This is a genomic window from Streptomyces siamensis, from assembly GCF_039543605.1.
In the GTDB taxonomy this organism is placed as follows: Bacteria; Actinomycetota; Actinomycetes; order Streptomycetales; family Streptomycetaceae; genus Streptomyces; species Streptomyces siamensis.
Map to the genome: position 1 here is coordinate 509,744 of NZ_BAABKB010000001.1, position 17,613 is coordinate 527,356.

Sequence of the window (17,613 nt, forward strand, 5' to 3'; positions counted from 1 at the left end):
GCCCAGATCGGGCGGGACCGCGACGGTCAGCCCAGATCGGGCGCGTGCATCGCCCGTACGCCCTCGATGTTCCCGTCGAGATAGTGCCGCAGGGACAGCGGCACGAGGTGGACGGAGGCGATGCCGACCCGCGTGAACGGCACGCGGACGATCTCGTACTCTCCGATCGGCTCGTCCACCTCAGGACCGTGTCTCTGAGACAGGTCCATGGACTCCAGGCGGCAGACGAAGAAATGCTGCACCTTGACGCCGGTCGCGCCGCCGTCGTCGCCGATGTGCTCGACGGTGTCGACGAAGCAGGGCACTACATCGGTGACCTTGGCGCCGAGCTCCTCGTGCACCTCGCGGTGGAGGGCGTCGACGACGGTCGTGTCCTCCGGTTCGACCCCGCCGCCCGGTGTGAGCCAGTAGGGATCGACGCCGGGCTTGGTGCGCTTGATCAGGATCAGGTCGTCACCATCGAGCAGGATGGCGCGGGCGGTGCGCTTGACCACGGGTCGGACGGTCATGGGAGAAATGTGGCCCGGCTGGTTCCACGTGAAACATCGCGACGCCCCCGAACTGCCGCGACGAGCCGTCAGGCCCAGCCGGCAGCGGCCCGCAGCAGCCATTCGTGCGCCCGGACGATGTGCGGCATGGCCAGCGTGCCCGTGCGCACCACGAGAAAGTAGGTGCGCAGCGGCGGCACGGCCGGGTCGAGCAGCGCCACGACGTCGCCGCGCTCCAGCGCCTCGGTGCACAGATACCGAGGCAGGACGGCGAGGCCGGCGCCCGCGGCCACACAGGCCAGGACGGCACGCAGGTCCGGAACGACAACGGTGCCGGAGGCGGCGGGGCGGGAGTCGAAGACGGAGGCCCAGTAGCGGGCGACCAGGGGCAGCGACTCGTGCACCTCGACGATGGGGAGGTCCTCCAGCGCGTGAGCGCCCTTGCGGCGCAGCTTCCCGGGCCCCACGCGGGCCATCCAGCGCGGAGCGGCGACCAGGACGTGTTCTTCGTCGCAGAGCGGAGTCGCGGTCAGCAGAGCGCCGCGTGGGCGGGCCGTCGTGATGGCCAAATCATGATGTCCGGCAGCAAGCCCTTCCAGGGTCTCCTCGGCGTTGCCGAAGGAGGCGCGCAGCGCCAGGCCCTGGCCGTCGTCGCCGATCAGCTCGGTGAGCGCGGGCAGCGCCCGCTCCGCGGTGAACTCAGGCGGCCCGGCGAGATGGAGAGTGCGCAAGGACGAGTCCTCGTCGAGGCCGGTCTCGGTGATCTCCACGAGGGCGTCGAGGTGCGGTGCCGCCTTGTGGGCCAGCTCGTCGCCGATGGTCGTGGGGGTCACCCCACGGGCCTGGCGCAGGAACAGCGGCCGCCCCAACTGCCGCTCCAGCGTGCGTATCTGCGAGGTGACGGCAGGCTGGGAGAGCCCGAGCAACGCGGCGGCGCGGGTGAAGGAACCGGCCCGGTGCACCGTCACGAACGTGCGCAGCAAGGCCAAATCCATGGTGCCCCTCCCCTCCCAGCACCCCCGCGCGAGCCCTAACTATAAATAAGTCGATAGGTCGCTGTCGCTACTGTGATTGGACACTGACACAGAGTCAACTAGCCTTGGTCGCGCGGTTCTTCGCGCGCAGAACCGGGACGGTCCGAGCCACGAGGGGGGAGGCTCGGACCGTCCGTCGTGCGTAGGGGAGCACCGATCCCGCGGCTGCGCACGACGCCCCGGCTCAGCGGTCGCTCAGAAGGCCTTCACTCCGCGGACTCGTCGAGTGCCCGCAGCAGGTCCGCCACCAAGTCCTCGGGGTCCTCCGCACCGACGGAGAGGCGGACGAAGCCTTCCGGCACCGCGTCCCCGCCCCAGCGCCCCCGCCGTTCCGCCGTGGACCGGACGCCGCCGAAGCTCGTCGCGTCGTCCACCAGACGCAGCGCGTCGAGAAAACCGTCGGCACGCTCGCGCGTGGGCAGCGTGAAGGACACCACACATCCGAACCGCCGCATCTGCTGAGCGGCGATCTTGTGCGAGGGGTCGTCGGGCAGACCGGGATAGCGCAGCCCCGACACCTCGGGCCGCTCCCGCAGGGCCTCGGCGACGATCAGGGCGCTGGAGGTCTGCCGGTCGGCGCGCAGCTGGAGGGTGGCGAGCGAGCGGTGCGCGAGCCAGGCCTCCATGGGGCCGGGGATCGCGCCGACGATCTTCCGCCAGCGCTTCACCGGGACCATCAGCGCGCTGTCGCGGGCGGTGACGTACCCCAGCAGGATGTCGCCGTGCCCGGTGAGCATCTTGGTGCCGCTCGCGACCGAGAAGTCCGCGCCGAGCTCCAGCGGGCGCTGTCCGAGCGGAGTGGCCAGGGTGTTGTCGACGGCGACGAGTGTGCCCTGCGCGTGGGCCGCCGTGACCAGCCGCCGGACGTCGCACACGTCGAGGCCCGGGTTCGACGGCGTCTCGATCCACAGAAGCTTCGCGCCGTCGAGCACCTCCAGCTGGGCGTCGCCGGCGGTCGGGGCGGTGCGCACCTCGATGCCGTACGCGGTCAGCTGCTCGCGCACCAGCGGGAGCACCTGATAGCCGTCGTCCGGCAGGACCACGACGTCCCCGGCGCGCAGCTGGGAGAAGAGGACGGCGGAGATGGCGGCCATGCCCGAGGGGAAGGCGAGGGTCTCGACGCCGTCCAGCCCGGGGGCCTCCAGCTCGCCGATGGCGCGCTCCAGGAGCGTCCAGGTCGGGTTCTCGTCACGGCCGTAGGCGTAGGGGCCGGTGGGATCGCCGGGCAGGTGGAAGTGCGCGGCGAAGACCGGTCCCGGAAGCGTCGGCTCGTACTTGACGGGCTCGGGCAGCCCGGCCCGCACCGCGCGCGTGCCGTCACCGCTCGGCGCGACGAAATCCCCTGAGGTCATGAGACCTGTCCCTCCACTTGCTCCTGTACAGCGGCGAGCAGACCGACGCTCGCCGCCTCCACCATCTCAAGACACTCCTCGAAGCCGTCCATACGTCCGTAATACGGATCCGGGACATCCGGATCGTCGCCCGCGGCGGGGTCGTACGACCGCAGCAGTCTGACCTTGTCGGCGTCCTCGGGAGTGGGCGCGAGCCGGCGCAGCGCCTTGAAGTGGCCGGAGTCGAGGGCGACGACGAGGTCGACGCGGGAGAACCACGAGGCCTGGAACTGCCGGGCGGTGTGGTCGCTCCCGTAGCCGTTCGCTTCCAGGACGGCGACGGTCCGCGGGTCGGCGCCGTCGCCCTCGTGCCAGCCGCCCGTGCCCGCGCTGTCGACCTCGACGAGCTGATCGAGCCCGGCTTCTTCCACACGGGCGCGGAAGACGGACTCCGCCATCGGGGAGCGGCAGATGTTGCCGGTGCAGACGAAACAGACGCGATAGGGCATGGGTACTCAGTCCTTGCCGTCGGGCAGCACGACGTTGAGCGCCCAGGACACGACGGAAATGATCAGGCCGCCCAGGACGGCGGTCCAGAAGCCCTCGACGTGGAAGCTCAGGTCGAGCTTGTCGGCCAGCCACGAGGTGAGCAGCAGCATCAGTGCATTGACCACGAGCGTGATCAGGCCGAGCGTGAGAATGAAGAGCGGGAAGGTCAGGATCTGGACGATGGGCTTGACCAGGAAGTTCACCACGCCGAAGACCAGCGCGACGAGCAGCAGCGTGCCGACCTTCTTGCCGGTGCTGTCCCCCGTGAGGGTGATCTTGTCGAGCAGCCACACCGCGACGGCCAGGGCCCCCGCGTTGGCGAGTGTCTTGACTACGAAATTCTTCATGTGTCTGATCGTGGCAGAAGAGATCGACTGGCGAGCAGGCTGTGCGCACAGCTTGTGGGGTACGAGAGCGGACAAGAGCGATGAAGGCATTCCGGCTGGACGAACTGGAGGCGGAACGCGCCGCCAACGAAGGCGCCTACTTGCAGTTCCTGCGTGAGCGGAACATGTCGGTCGGCCTCTACGCGCTCGACGCGGGTGAGCTCGACCCGCAGAAGCCGCACCAGCAGGACGAGGTGTACTTCGTGGTGAGCGGGCGGGCCTCGATCACGGTCGGACTGGAGACCACGCAGGTGGCGCGCGGCAGCGTCGTCTATGTACCCGCGGGCGTCGCCCACAAGTTCCACCACATCACCGAGGATCTGAGGGTCCTGGTGGTGTTCTCTCCGCCCGAGAGCTGACCGCCGTCTCAGGGTTCCCTAGGGGAACGGTCAGGGGAGGACAAGGGATGCGAGGCCCCTGTACGCGTCTGTCCCGGCCTAGCATCGAAGCAGGACATCGGAGAACCCGGAATCACGGCCCCGGACTTGGGGCGACGGGCGAAGAGAGGTAAGGACGAGGGCGATGCGAGAGATCTTCAGCGGTATGCCGTGGTGGGTGAAGTGGGTCGCGGTGCCGGTCATCGCCCTGGTCGTGTTCGGCGGCCTGATAGCCAGCGTCGTCGGATTCGTCATCGGCCTGCTCTTCAAGCTGCTGATCTTCGTCGCGCTGGTCGGCGGACTGATCTACATCGTGCGGAAGTTCATGGCGGGCTCGTCGTCCCGCAGCGACTGGTGAGACGCGAGAGGGTGAGCGTGGGGTAACGGGTGGGCCGGGAAAGGGAACTCCAGGTTCCCTCGCCCGAGGGAAGTTTCCCGGTGAGGCCGTCTGCGAGCGGTGACAGACGGTTAAAGTCCGGAGCTCGACGCGGGGCCGACCCCCGCGGGCAGCGCACAGCCCCCTCCCGTGTTCCCCCGCACGGGCGGTTCCCCTCGCGCTTCGGGAGTGCCCCTTGGCCACGGTTGACACCGCACCCGCACAATCACCTGCTCCCCCCGTCCAGCGGTCGGGCGGACCCACGGCGTCACGTGTTCCGCCGACCCAGCCCCTGACCACCCCCGGCGAGACGCGCGCCGCGCACCTCCCGCAGGCGCAGGACCCGCCCGTGGAGTCGAACTCCACCACCCTGATCGGCTCGGTCCAGCGTGCGATGCGGCTTCTGGAGGCGGTGGCGTCCCGCGAGCACGGGGCGCCCGCCAAGCAGCTGGCCCGGGAGGCCGGGCTCGCGCTGCCGACGGCGTACCACCTGCTGCGCACCCTCGCCCACGAGGGCTATCTGCGCCGGGACAAGGGACTGTTCTTCCTCGGAGAGTCGGCCGAGCGGCTGAGCAGCAGTGGAGCGCAGCAGAAACGTCGCAGCACGATGAGTGACGCACTGGCGCACTGGCGCGATGCGATCGGTGTGCCCGTCTACTACGCGAACTACCGGGACGGCGAGATCGACGTCATCTGCGTCGCCGACAGCCCGGCCACCCCCGCCGTCGAGGAGTGGGCCGACTTCCGCGAGACCGGCCACGCCCACGCGATCGGCCAGTGTCTGCTGTCCCAGTTGGACGACAAGGCCCGCCGCGACCACCTCGACCGCTATCCGGTGCAGTCGATCACCCCGTACACGGTGCGTGACAACGACAGCCTGTTGCGGCGCCTGGAGCGGACAGGGCGCATGGAGCCGGTCATCGAGCGGCAGGAGTACGCGCTGGGCACGGTCTGCGCCGCCATCCCCATCACCGCGGGCAGCACAGCTGCGACGATGGCCATTTCTCTCCCTTCCCATCAGGCAGAGCGGCTGCTACCCGCCGCGCGCCAATTGCAGAGCGAGATCGGCCGGCTGCTAGGGACACTCGCGATCTCTATCAGTATCTGAAAACTCACTCCTTGTGATCTGTCGTGCACGTTCTGCAAGATTCCAGCAGTGTCAGGGGGACGATTCCTGGCCAGAGCGACGGCAAACGACGGGGTAGGCGATGCGCGAGTCGGTACAGGCAGAGGTCATGATGAGCTTCCTCGTGTCGGAGGAGCTCTCTTTCCGCATTCCTGTGGAACTGCGATACGAGACCTGTGATCCGTACGCGGTGCGGCTGACCTTCCATCTGCCTGGCGATGCGCCGGTGACCTGGGCGTTCGGACGGGAATTGCTGATCGACGGTGTGGGCCGCCCGTGCGGTGACGGTGATGTGCGCATCGCGCCGGCCGACCCGGAGTCCCTCGGCGAGGTCCTGATCCGTCTTCAGGTCGGCGGCGACCACGCACTGTTCCGGTCCGGCGCCGCGCCGCTCGTCGCGTTCCTCGACCGCACCGACAAGCTGGTGCCGCTCGGGCAGGAGCGAGCCCTGGCCGGCTTCGACACGCATCTCGACGAGGCCCTCGACCGCATCCTGGCGGAGGAGCAGAGCGCGGGCTGACGAACGTCCGCATCCTCAAGTGGAGTAACGCTTCCTCACCGTCGGGGCGGTGGGCCGACGGTTTCAGCGCTTACGGCGGCGACCGCCACCGCCGCGCACCGGCGTCCGGGCCCTCGCGGGCTCAGGCACGCTCTGCGCCGCCTCGGGGCGGTCGGCGGCGACGACCAGGGCAGCGAGCGCCGTGGTCACCGGCACGGAGGCGACCAGCCCGATCGAGCCGATCAGGGTGCGCACGATCTCCTCGGCGACGAGTTCGCTGTTGGCCACCGTGGCCACGCTGCTCTGCGCGATCGAGAAGAGCAGCAACAGCGGCAGTGCGGCGCCCGCGTAGGCGAGGACGAGGGTGTTCACGACCGACGCGATGTGGTCACGGCCGATGCGGATGCCCGCGCGGTACAGGCCGCGCCAGCCCATCGTCGGATTCGCCTCGTGCAGTTCCCAGACCGCGGACGTCTGGGTGACGGTCACGTCGTCGAGGACACCGAGCGAACCGATGATGACGCCCGCGAGTAGCAGACCGCTCATGTCGATGGACGGATACAGGCCATGGATCAGGCCGGTGTTGTCGTCGGTGTTACCGGTCAGCGCCGCCCATCCGATGAAGGCGGAGCCGAGCACACCGATCAGCACCAGCGAGAGCAGCGTGCCGATGACGGCCACCGATGTGCGGGCCGAGAGGCCGTGACACATGTAGAGGGCGATCAGCATGATGGCGCTGGAGCCGACGACCGCCACGATCAGCGGGTTCGAGCCCTCCAGGATCGCCGGCAGGATGAAGAACGTCAGGATCAGGAAGCTGATGGCCAGCGCGACCAGCGCCATGACGCCGCGCATCCGGCCCACGACCACGACGACGACCGCGAAGATCCCGGCGAGCAGGGTCAGGGGGAACTTCCGGTTGACGTCGGTGACCGAGTACTGGAGGTCCTTCGGCGCGGACGGCTCGTACGCGACGACGACCTTCTGCCCCTCGTGCAACTGCCGTGTCTGGTCGGGCTGAACGATCTCCGTGAACGTGCGGCCCGTGTCCTTGCCGGTGTCGATCCGGACCGTGGCCTTCTTGCACTCTCCCTTCGCCCGCTGCTGGGTGGACGAGCCCTCGGCGGTGGAGTTGTCGCCGGTCGGCGCCTGCCCCGCGGCGTTCACCGACTTGCAGTCCACCTCGTCGACCTGGGCGACCGTCGCCTGCTGTGTCTGCCGGTCGAAGCCGACGCCGGTCCGCTCGTGGGACGGAGCGCCACCGGGCCAGAGCACCAGGAGACCCACAACGACCGCCGCCGCGAAGGGGATCAGCACCGCGGCGATGACCTTGCGCAGGTGCCGGGAGACGGGTGCGGCCGGGCCGTGGCTGTGACTGTGCGAGTGGCCGTGGCCTCCGCCGGGGCCCTGTCCGTGCCCTCCGCCGGGACTGTGGTCGTGGCCGTCGCCCGGACCGCCGCCGTGCCCGTTGCCGGGACCGTGGCCATGGCCGCCGCCTGGTCCACGGCCACCGCCGGATCCGCGTCCGGAGCCACCACCGGGGCCATGCCTGTGGCCGTCGCCGGAGCCTGCCCCGCGGGGCGGCTCGGACGGTGGGAACGGGGACTGCTGCGTCGTGGTCACCGACCGATCATCGCAAGAACGGCAGGGGCCCTCTGTTCACCGCGCCAGATATGACGCTAGCGTGGAGGCACCTTTGCACACGCGGGAGCTCGGAGCACCGGGCTGAGAGGGCGCTGACCTCCGCCTCAGCGATGTTTCACATGAAACATCGACAGACGGAAGCCGCTGCGTCGACCGCCGAACCTGTTACCGGGTAATGCCGGCGTAGGGAGTAGGTCTCATGACCGACAAGGACGTACGCACGCCTGCCTCCAGCCAGACGGACGGGGCTTCTTCCCCGTCCTCGAACGGCGAGGCCGGGAAGTCCATCGGCTGGCACAAGGGGTACGTCGGGGGTCCGCGCCCCGACGTACGGGTGCCGGTCCGTCAGGTGCACCTCACCAACGGGCAGTCCGTCACGCTGTACGACACCTCCGGCCCGTACACCGATCCATCCGTCGACACCGATGTGCGCAGGGGCCTGGCGCCCCTGCGGGAGAACTGGATCATCGCCCGCGGCGACACCGAGGAATACGCGGGCCGTCCCGTCCGTCCCGAGGACGACGGGATCAAGCACACCTCGCCGCGCGGGGGACTGCGCAACCTCGATGCCGTCTTCCCCGGCAGGCCGCGGCAGCCGCGCCGGGGCCGGGACGGGCAGGCGGTCACGCAGCTCGCGTACGCCCGCCGCGGCGAGATCACGCCCGAGATGGAATTCGTGGCGGTCCGCGAGAACGTCGAGCCCGAGGTCGTACGCGAGGAGATCGCCGCGGGGCGCGCGGTGCTCCCCGCGAACGTCAACCACCCGGAGATCGAGCCGATGATCATCGGTAAGCGGTTCCTGGTGAAGGTCAACGCCAACATCGGCAATTCGGCGGTCACTTCCTCCATCGAGGAGGAGGTCGAGAAGATGACCTGGGCGACCCGCTGGGGCGCGGACACGGTCATGGACCTGTCCACCGGCCGCAACATCCACACCACCCGCGAATGGGTGCTGCGCAACTCCCCCGTGCCCATCGGCACCGTGCCGCTCTACCAGGCACTGGAGAAGGTCGACGGCCGAGCCGAGGAACTGACCTGGGAGATCTACAAGGACACGGTCATCGAGCAGGCCGAACAGGGCGTGGACTACATGACCGTCCACGCGGGTGTGCGGCTGCCGTATGTGCCGCTCACCGCGAACCGCAAGACCGGCATCGTCTCGCGCGGCGGCTCCATCATGGCCGCCTGGTGCCTCGCGCACCACAAGGAGTCGTTCCTGTACGAGAACTTCGAGGAGCTCTGCGAGATCCTCGCCGCGTACGACGTCACGTACTCGCTCGGCGACGGCCTTCGTCCGGGCTCGATCTCGGACGCCAACGACGAGGCGCAGTTCGCGGAGTTGCGCACGCTCGGGGAACTCAACACGATCGCCAAGCGTTTCAATGTTCAGACCATGATCGAGGGCCCGGGACATGTCCCGATGCACAAGATCAAGGAGAACATCGACCTTCAGCAGGAGATCTGCGATGAGGCTCCGTTCTATACGCTCGGCCCGCTGACCACGGACGTCGCGCCGGCGTACGACCACATCACCTCCGGTATCGGGGCCGCGATGATCGCCTGGTGGGGCACGGCCATGCTCTGCTACGTCACACCCAAGGAGCACCTGGGCCTGCCCAACCGTGACGACGTCAAGACCGGCGTCATCACCTACAAGATCGCCGCGCACGCCGCCGACCTCGCCAAGGGGCACCCGGGTGCACAGGAGTGGGACGACGCGCTGTCCGACGCCCGCTTCGAGTTCCGGTGGGAGGACCAGTTCAACCTGGCGCTCGACCCGGACACGGCACGGGAGTTCCACGACGAGACCCTGCCGGCCGAGCCCGCCAAGACAGCCCACTTCTGCTCCATGTGCGGGCCGAAGTTCTGCTCGATGAAGATCAGCCAGAGCATCACCGAGCGATTCGGTGGCGCGGCGGCCGAGGGGGCTTCCCAGGAGAAGATCGCCGAGGGGATGCTCCAGAAGTCGAAGGAGTTCGCGTCCAGCGGCAACCGGGTCTACCTGCCGATCGCGGACTGATCCGACACGGTTCCCGCCGAGTGGCCGGCCCTTCCCTCCCCAAGGAGGGAGGGGCCGTCTCCCGCTCGTGGGCTGACGCGTCCTCAGCCGGCCGAAGGTCCTGGGCTGTCCGACGGGCACCGGTGTGCGTATGGAGCGGTCCCGGGGACGGGTTCGGTTGGCAGACTGGGCCCATGACAGCCACATCCATGAGCAAAGGCGCCAATCTTCCCGTGGCCGCCGAGGCCGTGCAGGTCGTGCTCGGCTGGACCGCCGGGCCTGGTGCGCCGGACGCCGACGCCTCGGCGCTCCTGCTCGGGGCGGACGGACGGGTGAGGGACGACGGGGACTTCGTCTTCTACAACCAGCCGCAGCACGCCTCCGGCGCCGTGCGCCACCTCGGGAAGCGGCAGGACGCCGGCGGCACGACGGACACCGTCGGGGTGGACCTGCGTGCCCTGGAGCCCGCCGTCGAGCGAGTCGTGCTGGGTGCCTCGGCCGACGGCGGCACCTTCGGTCAGCTGTCGGGGCTGATGCTCAGGCTGCTGGACGCCGGGACGGGCCAGGAGCTCGCGCGTTTCGAGATGGAGGCGACGACGGAGACGGCGTTCATCGGCGGCGAGCTCTATCTGAGGGGCGGCCAGTGGAAGTTCCGCGCGGTCGGACAGGGCTACGCCTCCGGGCTGGCGGGCCTCGCCACCGACTTCGGGATCAGTGTGGACGAGGAACCCGCCGCCCCGGAGCCGCCCGTCCCCGGTGCCGCGGCGACGGCCCACCAGGCGCCGATGCCCGCCGCTCCGCCGGCGCCTGCGGCACCCCCGGCTCCGGTGCCCGCCGTTCCGCCCACACCCCCGGCACCTCGTCCACCCGTCCCCGCCATGGCGCCCGCGCCCGCTCCGCCGGTCGTCGGACCGCCGGTTCCCACGGCGCCGCAGGGCACCCCTCCTCGCCTGGTCAAGGGTGAGGAGAACCTGCCCGTGGACATGCGCAAGCGGCTGTCCCTGCGCAAGGAGCAGGTGGCGGTCAGCCTGCGCAAGCACGGCGCGGAGGGTGTCAGGGCCCGCGTCGTGCTGGTCCTCGACGCCTCGGGCTCGATGTCCTTCCTGTATTCACGCGGCGTCGTGGCCGATGTGGTGGAGCGGATGGCCGCGGTGGCCGCGCAGCTGGACGACGACGGGGAGATGCAGGCGTGGACCTTCGCCTCCAACCCGGCCCGGCTGCCGGACATGGTGCTGGGGGAACTGCCCGAATGGCTGGAGCTTCACGTCCGGGTCGGTGAGCTGACCCTGTTCCGGCGCAAGAAGCCGCGCAAGGGTCTGCGGCCGGGGCAGGTGGACATGCGCGCGGTCGGCATCCAGAACGAGGAGCAGAAGGTCATCGCCGAGGTGCGGTCGTTCGTCCGTGAGAACCCGGCCGCCGATCCCACGCTGGTGCTGTTCTTCTCCGACGGCGGCATCTACCGCAACAAGGAGATCGAGAACGAGCTGCGTGCGGCGGTGGAGGAGCCGATCTTCTGGCAGTTCGTGGGCCTGGGCCGGTCGAACTACGGCGTGCTGGAACGGTTCGACGCACTCCCCGACCGACGCGTCGACAATGTCGGCTTCTTCGCCGTCGACGACATCAGCACCGTGCCGGACCCGGAGCTGTACGACCGCTTGCTGTCCCAGTTCCCGGCCTGGACGAGCGCGGCACGGCGTCTGGGCATCGTCCGCAGCTGAGGCCATGAGGCCATGAGGCCATGAGGCCAATGAGACCGAGGCTGTCGCACGGGGGCGCGAGGGCACAGGGAAAGGCCCCGTGCGGGCCCGCGCCGCTGGAGCGCGGGCCCGGATTCCCCCGGCCGCCGGCCGACCGGGGTCCTACTCGGGCTGGTGCTCCGGTCCGCCGAAGTCCGGGCTGGTGAAGTCCGGACTGGAGAAGCTCGGGCGCGGTCCTGCCGACGGTCCGCCTTCGGGGCTGCTGAACCCCGGCCGGTTGTACCCGAGGTGCGGGATGCGGCTCGGTGTCGGGGTTTGGCGGCCCAGCGCGGCGGAGCCGGGATCGGCGAGGGCCTCCCGGAGGAACGGCAGGATGCCGCGCTCCAGCAGGGCCTCGCGCCAGGCTTCCCTGGCCCGGACCACTTGTTCGCGCAGTTCGCCGCGGGCCTCGTCCGGAAGGGAGGACGAGCTGTTGCGCAGTGCCGTCAGCAGCAGCCCGACCGCGGCGACCAGGATCGCGGCCGCCGTGACCGCGCCGAAGACCCACCCCGTGGTCAGGAGGGTCTTGGCGAACGCCGGCTCGGGGTCGAGCATCTTCAGGATGTACCCGACGAGCAGGAAGATCGCCGCTGCCGTGCCCGCGAGCACGGGCGCGAGCACCGCGACGACGGCGATGGCGCCGGCTCCGGCGGTCTCGGTGACCTCCCCCACGGTGGCGGCGAGCCCCATCGCGGTCGCGCCGGGCTCCGGGGAGCCGACTTCCTCGCTCACGACCGGTTGGGACGACACCGGGTTGCGGAGTTCCTGACGGGCCTTCACATAGTTCTGGTACTCGGTCGCCGCGGCCGCCGTGATGAGCGCGGTGGCGTTGAGTGCCATGGTGCGCAGTTGTTCGGGGTTGAGCCGCTGGCCGACAGCGGCGAGTTCCGGGCGGTGTGGTGCGGAGCGCAGCGCCTCATCGAGGATCCGCTCGTATTCCTGGCGGTCCTCGCTCAGCAGGTGCTGCGGAACGCTGTTCATGTGCATCCCCCGATGCTCCGTAGGGCTGGTGGCTCGCACGCTGACGAGCCGTCGGGCAGAAACGGAGGGGAGCCTGCTACGGATAAGCCGATGGTAGAGCGGTGACGGCACGCCGTGACAGGGGGTTTCCAGAAATAGGCCCCTGGCTCGGCGCAGTCCTCCGGGGGGACGCCTGCCCGGCGAACGCTCAGGTATCCAGGGGAAGTTGCTGGACCAGCAGCTTTCCGGCCATGGTCACTCCGCCGTCCATCGCGATGGCCAGCCCGTCGGCGTACAGGTGGGGTCCTTCGACCACGGGGCCCGCGCCGTCCTCGCCGTCCTCGGAGCCGACCTCGCCCAGGAGGTACGGGATGGGGCTGTGACCGTGGACGATGCGCTTGCCGCCGTAGGCGTTCAGCAGTTCGCGGACGGCCTCGGAACCGCCGTCGTCGCGGAAGGCGAAGCGCTTGGTGAACTTGCGGAACAGGTCCCAGCACTCGTCGGCGTCGTTGCGGGTGAGGGTTTCGCGGACGGTGTCGTTGACCGCTTCGATGGAGTCGCCGTAGTCGAGGTAGGCGGTCGTGTCCGAGTGGACCAGGAGGTGCCCGTCGACCAGTTCCATGGCGTCGAGTCGGGCCATCCACTGGAGGTGGTGGTCCTGGAGGCGGTCCATGTCGGTCTTCTGCCCGCCGTTGAGCAGCCAGGCGGCCTGGAAGGTGGCGGTGCCCGCGCCGGAGTTGACCGGGGTGTCGGCGAACCGCTTGGCGCCGAGGAGCAGCAGCTCGTGGTTGCCCATGAGGGCCTTGCAGTATCCGCCGGCCGCGGCGGCCTCGGCGGACAGCCGCATCACGAGGTCGATCACGCCGATGCCGTCGGGTCCGCGGTCGGTGAAGTCGCCGAGGAACCACAGGCGGGCGTTGCCCGCGGACCAGTTGCCCGAGGCGTCGACGAGGCCCCGCTCCTGGAGCGCCGCGACCAGCTGGTCCAGGAAGCCGTGCACGTCGCCGACCACGTACAGCGGGCCCGGTCCGTCGGCGGGGGCGGGAGCGGGCACGGCGGCCGGGTCGACGGTGACCTGGACGGTGTCGCCCCGGTTGATCACGGGGAGGTCCCGCTGCGTGGGCGTGTACTCCTCCGTGTAGTCCGTCCGGTAGTCCGTGGACGGGTACTCCGCCGACTCCGGGGCCCGCTGCTCGGCCGGCTCCGGGGCCCGGTGCTCCGCCGCGTTCGCGGTCCGGTGCTCCGCCGTGTCCGGGGCCCGGCGCTCGGCCTGCTGCTGGTTCCGGTACTCGGCCGGGGCCGGATTCCGGTACTCGCCCGGCTCCGCGGCGGGGCCGGTGGCCTCGCCGGGGGGAGTGCTGGGCGTGTACGGACCGGTCTCGTGGACGTACGCGGGTACCCGGAAGTCGCGCAACGTCGCCGTCCGCACCACCTCGGGTCCCTGACCGGCCCCCTGAGTCATCGACCCCTCCACCACCATCGCGCCGCATCTGCACCGGATCGGACTGCCTGGTCGCAGCGGCCCGCGGTGTCGTCCGCCCATCATAGGAATGCGGATCGCGCCATGTGATGACCCAGGGGTGGTGAATCGGAGCAGGAGCCCTGTTCACCGCGGTTTTCGCCCGAATTGGGCGGTGCTTTCCCAGCCCTTTCGGTGGCGCCCCTTGTTTACGGGACGTCAACCCTTCTCGGGTGATCGTGGCGGACTGACCGTCGTGCGCGGCGAGCGGCGCTCCGAGGACGTCCGGACGATCAGTTCCGTGGGTATCACCTGCTCGACCGGATGGTCCGATTCGATCCCTTCGATGGCGTCGATGAGGAGCTGGACCACGGCCGTGCCGATGCGCCGCGGCTTGAGCGAGAGCGTGGTGATGGGCGGCTCGGTGTTGGCGTAGACGGTGGACTCGCTGCAGCAGACGAGCAGCAGGTCGTCCGGGACGCGCAGGCCGTACCGGCGGGCCGCGGCCAGCAGGTCCGTGCCGTTCGGGTCGAAGAGCCCGTAGACGGCGTCGGGGCGGTCGGGCCGGGCGAGCAGCCGGTCGGCGGCGACGGCTCCGGCGCAGGGATCGTGCGCGGGGTAGGCCTCGTACACCGGATCCTGGCCCACCCGCTCGCACCAGTGCAGGTATGCGGTGGTGGAGAGATGGGTGTACGTGTCCGTGGTGGTGCCGGTGAGGAGGCCGATCCGGCGGGCGCCGGCGTCGGCCAGGTGGTCGAGGATGCCCAGGACCGCGGCCTCGTGGTCGTTGTCCACCCAGGCGGTGACCGGGAGCGAGCCCGCCGGGCGGCCGTCGGAGACGACGGGTAAGCCCTGGCGGACCAGTTCGCTGACGACCGGGTCCTGGTCGGACGGGTCGATGACCACGGTCCCGTCCAGGGCGACGTTCGACCACACGTCGTGGCGCGAGGTCGCGGGGAGGATCACGAGGGCGTAGCCCCGGGCCAGCGCGGCCGACGTCGCGGCCCTGGCCATCTCCGCGAAATACGCGAACTCGGTGAAGGTGAAAGGTTCATCCCCGTACGTCGTCACGGTCAGGCCGATCAGCCCCGACTTGCCGGTACGGAGGGTTCGGGCCGCGGCCGACGGGCGATAGCCCAGCCGGTCGGCGACCTCGCGGACATGGCGTCGGGTGGCGTCCGGGAGCCGGCCCTTGCCGTTGAGGGCGTCGGACACAGTCGTGATGGAGACCCCTGCGGCCGCAGCCACGTCTCTGATGCCCGCCCGGCCCGGTCGACCGCCTCGGCGGGAGGTCTCCGCCCGGCTCACCTGGTGCTTCCCTGCTGCTGTCATGGCGAGCCGATAGTAGGGCTCATGCGGTGGGGTAGTGCGGACGCATATGCACGCGTTGACAGGCACGTTTCTGCATGGTCGAAAAGGATCAACAACCTTAGAAACAAAGGTAGTTGAACGATCCAATGGCAGTACGTGTCTTGTCGACACGCATGGGCCTGCCAAGTGGGCCATGTTTCGAAGAGGTCTCAACTCACCTTCACGAGGGATGCGCGCCACGGCGTGAGCCACCGGCGCGTGCGAGCCCGAGTGGCGCGCCCCCCTTTTCGTGCACCTTCGTACAAGGATGACCGTCAGGTCGCCCGGAGGCGACGGGCGGTCCGGTGCGGGTTGCCGCCCGGTTGTCCACAGCCCATTCGCAGCGGCGCCGAATCCTCATAAGGTGAGAAGCATTGGTAGCCGGCGGTGGTCATGAGCCGCCGGTGGTCGCGAGGAGGACTGCGGTGAGCGAGACGAGCCCCAAGCTGCGTGCCGAGCTGGAGGGTATCCCCACCTACAAGCCCGGCAAGCCCGCCGCGGCCGACGGTCCGGTGGCATACAAGCTGTCCTCCAACGAGAACCCGTATCCGCCGCTGCCCGGGGTGATGGAGAGCCTCCTGGCCGCCTCCGGGTCGTTCAACCGCTACCCGGACATGGCGTGCACCGGCCTGATGAACGAGCTGGCGGACCGCTTCGGGGTCCCCGTCTCGCATCTTGCGACCGGCACCGGTTCGGTCGGGGTCGCGCAGCAGCTGCTCCAGGCCACCAGCGGCCCCGGCGACGAGGTCATCTACGCCTGGCGGTCCTTCGAGGCGTACCCGATCATCACGCAGATCAGCGGGGCGACCTCGGTGAAGGTGCCGCTCACGCCGGGCGAGGTGCACGACCTGGACGCGATGGCCGACGCGATCACCGACCGCACCCGGCTCATCTTCGTCTGCAACCCGAACAACCCCACCGGCACCTCGGTGCGCCGGGCCGAGCTGGAGCGCTTCCTCGACCGGGTGCCCAGCGACGTGCTGGTCGTCCTGGACGAGGCGTACCGCGAGTTCGTCCGCGACGTCGAGGTGCCGGACGGCGTGGCCGTCTACCGGGACCGGCCCAACGTCTGCGTGTTGCGCACCTTCTCCAAGGCGTACGGCCTGGCCGGGCTCCGCGTCGGCTTCGCGATCGCCCACGAGCCGGTGGCGGCGGCCCTGCGCAAGACCGCGGTGCCGTTCGGCGTGAGTCAGCTGGCCCAGGACGCCGCGGTGGCGAGTCTGCGTGCCGAGGACGAGCTGCTCGGCCGGGTCGGCTCCCTGGTCTGCGAGCGCAACCGGGTCGTCGAGACGCTGCGTGGACAGGGCTGGACGGTACCCGAGACCCAGGCCAACTTCGTGTGGCTGCGACTGGGGGAGCGCACGCTCGACTTCGCCGCGCATTGCGAGCGCGCCGGGGTCGTGGTGCGTCCCTTCGCCGGCGAGGGCGTGCGCGTCACGATCGGCGAGACCGAGGCGAACGACATCTTCCTGAAGGCGACGGAAGGCTTCCGCGCCTCGCTCTAGTCCGCCGGGAGCCGCGCGCCGGCGGAGCCGTCACGGGCCCGCCGGGGCGCAGGTCGGCAGAGCGTGGCGCGGTCCGCCCGGGACCGTTGCCCGGTGCGGTCGCTGTCAGTTCGCTCGGGGCCGTTGCCTGGCGCGATCGCTGCCGGTTCGCTCGGGGCCGTTGCCTGGCGCGATCGCTGCCGGTTCGCTCGGGGCCGTTGCCTGGCGCGGTCGCCGCCGGTTCGCCGCGGGCTGTCGGCCGACGAGGGCACCGGTGGACGGCCGGGGCCCGGACTGTCGGTTTCCCCCCTGCTCCGCCGCGGGGCTACCGGTTCGCGGAATCACCTGCGTCGACGGGTTCCACTCGGACGGGATCGCCGTCGCGCACCGTGGCCAGTGCGTGAGGGTCGCCGTCGAGGCGGCCGAGGACGTTGCACGGGCTCGCGAGGCGGCACTCGTCGTCTCGCGAGATCGGCGTGGGTCCGTAGGGGAGGGCGAGAGCGTCGCCGTCGGTCCAGAAGGCCACCGTGCCCGGCGGGACCACCTCACGGGCGCCGGCCTCGCGGGCGACCGCGACCCCGGTGTCGAAGTAGACCTCCTCGCCCCAGGTGCGGGCGGTGGAGGAGAGCGGCAGCGCCTGGGCGAGCGCCCGGGTGGTCGGGGTGTCGTCGAGGGTCGCGGTGAGGTTTCCCGCGGGCCAGGAGATCCGTATCTGCATGCCGCGGATTCAACATTATGTTGAAGTTCAGCGGAAGCCCCGCGGTCCCCGAGGGTCCTCGAGCCGACTAGGGACCCCCCACCCCCACCCTTCGAAC

At 70.1% G+C, this 17,613-nt stretch carries 17 protein-coding genes; 7 read left to right on the forward strand and 10 right to left on the reverse strand.

Translation table 11 applies throughout. From position 1 onward, the window contains the following. Positions 1-26: 26 nt before the first annotated feature. The 5 genes from ABEB03_RS02235 to ABEB03_RS02255 form a co-directional block, all read right to left on the reverse strand. The gene (locus tag ABEB03_RS02235) at positions 27-509 is read right to left on the reverse strand and encodes an NUDIX hydrolase (protein ID WP_345640252.1); all 483 of its coding nucleotides are present in this window, start codon (positions 507-509) and stop codon (positions 27-29) included. 68 nt (positions 510-577) lie between these two features. After that, a complete protein-coding gene (locus ABEB03_RS02240; RefSeq protein ID WP_345640253.1) occupies positions 578-1,483 on the reverse strand; it encodes a LysR family transcriptional regulator in 906 nt (301 codons plus the stop codon). A gap of 245 nt (positions 1,484-1,728) precedes the next feature. Continuing rightward, entirely contained in the window at positions 1,729-2,874 is a 1,146-nt protein-coding gene (locus tag ABEB03_RS02245) for a cystathionine gamma-lyase (protein ID WP_345640256.1), read from the reverse strand. Beyond that, positions 2,871-3,362, reverse strand: a complete 492-nt coding sequence (locus ABEB03_RS02250; RefSeq protein ID WP_345640259.1) for a low molecular weight protein-tyrosine-phosphatase — start codon at positions 3,360-3,362, stop codon at positions 2,871-2,873. The genes ABEB03_RS02245 and ABEB03_RS02250 overlap by 4 nt, the downstream gene beginning before the upstream one ends. Before the next feature lie 6 nt (positions 3,363-3,368). Continuing rightward, positions 3,369-3,749, reverse strand: coding sequence for a phage holin family protein (locus tag ABEB03_RS02255; protein WP_345640262.1), 381 nt, complete (start codon positions 3,747-3,749; stop codon positions 3,369-3,371). An 80-nt stretch (positions 3,750-3,829) separates the two neighbouring features. Here ABEB03_RS02255 and ABEB03_RS02260 point away from each other — a divergent pair, with 80 nt between their 5' ends. The 4 genes from ABEB03_RS02260 (at position 3,830) to ABEB03_RS02275 (ending at position 6,187) form a co-directional block, all read left to right on the forward strand. Beyond that, positions 3,830-4,147 carry a cupin domain-containing protein gene (locus ABEB03_RS02260; protein ID WP_028804066.1) on the forward strand — a complete coding sequence of 106 codons (318 nt, stop codon included), beginning with the start codon at positions 3,830-3,832 and terminating at the stop codon, positions 4,145-4,147. Between the two features lie 163 nt (positions 4,148-4,310). After that, on the forward strand, positions 4,311-4,523 hold the full coding sequence (locus tag ABEB03_RS02265) for a DUF5326 family protein (protein WP_028804065.1): 213 nt from the start codon (positions 4,311-4,313) through the stop codon (positions 4,521-4,523). Between the two features lie 214 nt (positions 4,524-4,737). Next, positions 4,738-5,649: an IclR family transcriptional regulator gene (locus ABEB03_RS02270; RefSeq protein ID WP_425589162.1), complete on the forward strand. Its 912-nt coding sequence runs from the start codon at positions 4,738-4,740 to the stop codon at positions 5,647-5,649. Between the two features lie 100 nt (positions 5,650-5,749). Next, positions 5,750-6,187, forward strand: coding sequence for an SsgA family sporulation/cell division regulator (locus tag ABEB03_RS02275; RefSeq protein WP_095935408.1), 438 nt, complete (start codon positions 5,750-5,752; stop codon positions 6,185-6,187). A 63-nt stretch (positions 6,188-6,250) separates the two neighbouring features. On the opposite strand, the gene ABEB03_RS02280 is transcribed toward ABEB03_RS02275, so the two are convergent. Continuing rightward, positions 6,251-7,789, reverse strand: coding sequence for a YibE/F family protein (locus ABEB03_RS02280; RefSeq protein ID WP_345640276.1), 1,539 nt, complete (start codon positions 7,787-7,789; stop codon positions 6,251-6,253). 220 nt (positions 7,790-8,009) lie between these two features. Here ABEB03_RS02280 and thiC point away from each other — a divergent pair, with 220 nt between their 5' ends. Continuing rightward, positions 8,010-9,830 carry a phosphomethylpyrimidine synthase ThiC gene (gene thiC, locus ABEB03_RS02285; protein ID WP_345640279.1) on the forward strand — a complete coding sequence of 607 codons (1,821 nt, stop codon included), beginning with the start codon at positions 8,010-8,012 and terminating at the stop codon, positions 9,828-9,830. Between the two features lie 173 nt (positions 9,831-10,003). Next, positions 10,004-11,527: a VWA domain-containing protein gene (locus ABEB03_RS02290; protein WP_345640282.1), complete on the forward strand. Its 1,524-nt coding sequence runs from the start codon at positions 10,004-10,006 to the stop codon at positions 11,525-11,527. A gap of 141 nt (positions 11,528-11,668) precedes the next feature. On the opposite strand, the gene ABEB03_RS02295 is transcribed toward ABEB03_RS02290, so the two are convergent. The 3 genes from ABEB03_RS02295 to ABEB03_RS02305 form a co-directional block, all read right to left on the reverse strand. Further along, entirely contained in the window at positions 11,669-12,532 is an 864-nt protein-coding gene (locus ABEB03_RS02295; protein ID WP_345640285.1) for a hypothetical protein, read from the reverse strand. 181 nt (positions 12,533-12,713) lie between these two features. Continuing rightward, a complete protein-coding gene (locus ABEB03_RS02300; RefSeq protein WP_345640289.1) occupies positions 12,714-13,967 on the reverse strand; it encodes a metallophosphoesterase in 1,254 nt (417 codons plus the stop codon). A 216-nt stretch (positions 13,968-14,183) separates the two neighbouring features. Beyond that, the gene (locus ABEB03_RS02305; protein WP_345640292.1) at positions 14,184-15,296 is read right to left on the reverse strand and encodes a LacI family DNA-binding transcriptional regulator; all 1,113 of its coding nucleotides are present in this window, start codon (positions 15,294-15,296) and stop codon (positions 14,184-14,186) included. Positions 15,297-15,739: 443 nt separating this feature from the next. On the opposite strand from ABEB03_RS02305, the gene hisC reads away from it, so the two are divergent. Continuing rightward, entirely contained in the window at positions 15,740-16,819 is a 1,080-nt protein-coding gene (gene hisC, locus ABEB03_RS02310) for a histidinol-phosphate transaminase (RefSeq protein ID WP_345640295.1), read from the forward strand. A 304-nt stretch (positions 16,820-17,123) separates the two neighbouring features. Here the strand turns inward: hisC and ABEB03_RS02315 are convergent, their stop codons facing one another. Beyond that, a complete protein-coding gene (locus tag ABEB03_RS02315) occupies positions 17,124-17,516 on the reverse strand; it encodes a cyclophilin-like fold protein (RefSeq protein ID WP_345640298.1) in 393 nt (130 codons plus the stop codon). Positions 17,517-17,613 lie beyond the last annotated feature (97 nt).

What these genes read in the sequence shown, in the direction of transcription:
- ABEB03_RS02235 (WP_345640252.1), bottom strand. Translation starts at nt 509, where the DNA reads ATGACCGTCCGACCCGTGGTCAAGCGCACCGCCCGCGCCATCCTGCTC.
- ABEB03_RS02240 (WP_345640253.1), bottom strand. Translation starts at nt 1,483, where the DNA reads ATGGATTTGGCCTTGCTGCGCACGTTCGTGACGGTGCACCGGGCCGGT.
- ABEB03_RS02245 (WP_345640256.1), bottom strand. Translation starts at nt 2,874, where the DNA reads ATGACCTCAGGGGATTTCGTCGCGCCGAGCGGTGACGGCACGCGCGCG.
- ABEB03_RS02250 (WP_345640259.1), bottom strand. Translation starts at nt 3,362, where the DNA reads ATGCCCTATCGCGTCTGTTTCGTCTGCACCGGCAACATCTGCCGCTCC.
- ABEB03_RS02255 (WP_345640262.1), bottom strand. Translation starts at nt 3,749, where the DNA reads ATGAAGAATTTCGTAGTCAAGACACTCGCCAACGCGGGGGCCCTGGCC.
- ABEB03_RS02260 (WP_028804066.1), top strand. Translation starts at nt 3,830, where the DNA reads ATGAAGGCATTCCGGCTGGACGAACTGGAGGCGGAACGCGCCGCCAAC.
- ABEB03_RS02265 (WP_028804065.1), top strand. Translation starts at nt 4,311, where the DNA reads ATGCGAGAGATCTTCAGCGGTATGCCGTGGTGGGTGAAGTGGGTCGCG.
- ABEB03_RS02275 (WP_095935408.1), top strand. Translation starts at nt 5,750, where the DNA reads ATGCGCGAGTCGGTACAGGCAGAGGTCATGATGAGCTTCCTCGTGTCG.
- thiC (WP_345640279.1), top strand. Translation starts at nt 8,010, where the DNA reads ATGACCGACAAGGACGTACGCACGCCTGCCTCCAGCCAGACGGACGGG.
- ABEB03_RS02290 (WP_345640282.1), top strand. Translation starts at nt 10,004, where the DNA reads ATGACAGCCACATCCATGAGCAAAGGCGCCAATCTTCCCGTGGCCGCC.
- ABEB03_RS02295 (WP_345640285.1), bottom strand. Translation starts at nt 12,532, where the DNA reads ATGCACATGAACAGCGTTCCGCAGCACCTGCTGAGCGAGGACCGCCAG.
- ABEB03_RS02300 (WP_345640289.1), bottom strand. Translation starts at nt 13,967, where the DNA reads ATGACTCAGGGGGCCGGTCAGGGACCCGAGGTGGTGCGGACGGCGACG.
- ABEB03_RS02305 (WP_345640292.1), bottom strand. Translation starts at nt 15,296, where the DNA reads ATGACAGCAGCAGGGAAGCACCAGGTGAGCCGGGCGGAGACCTCCCGC.
- ABEB03_RS02315 (WP_345640298.1), bottom strand. Translation starts at nt 17,516, where the DNA reads ATGCAGATACGGATCTCCTGGCCCGCGGGAAACCTCACCGCGACCCTC.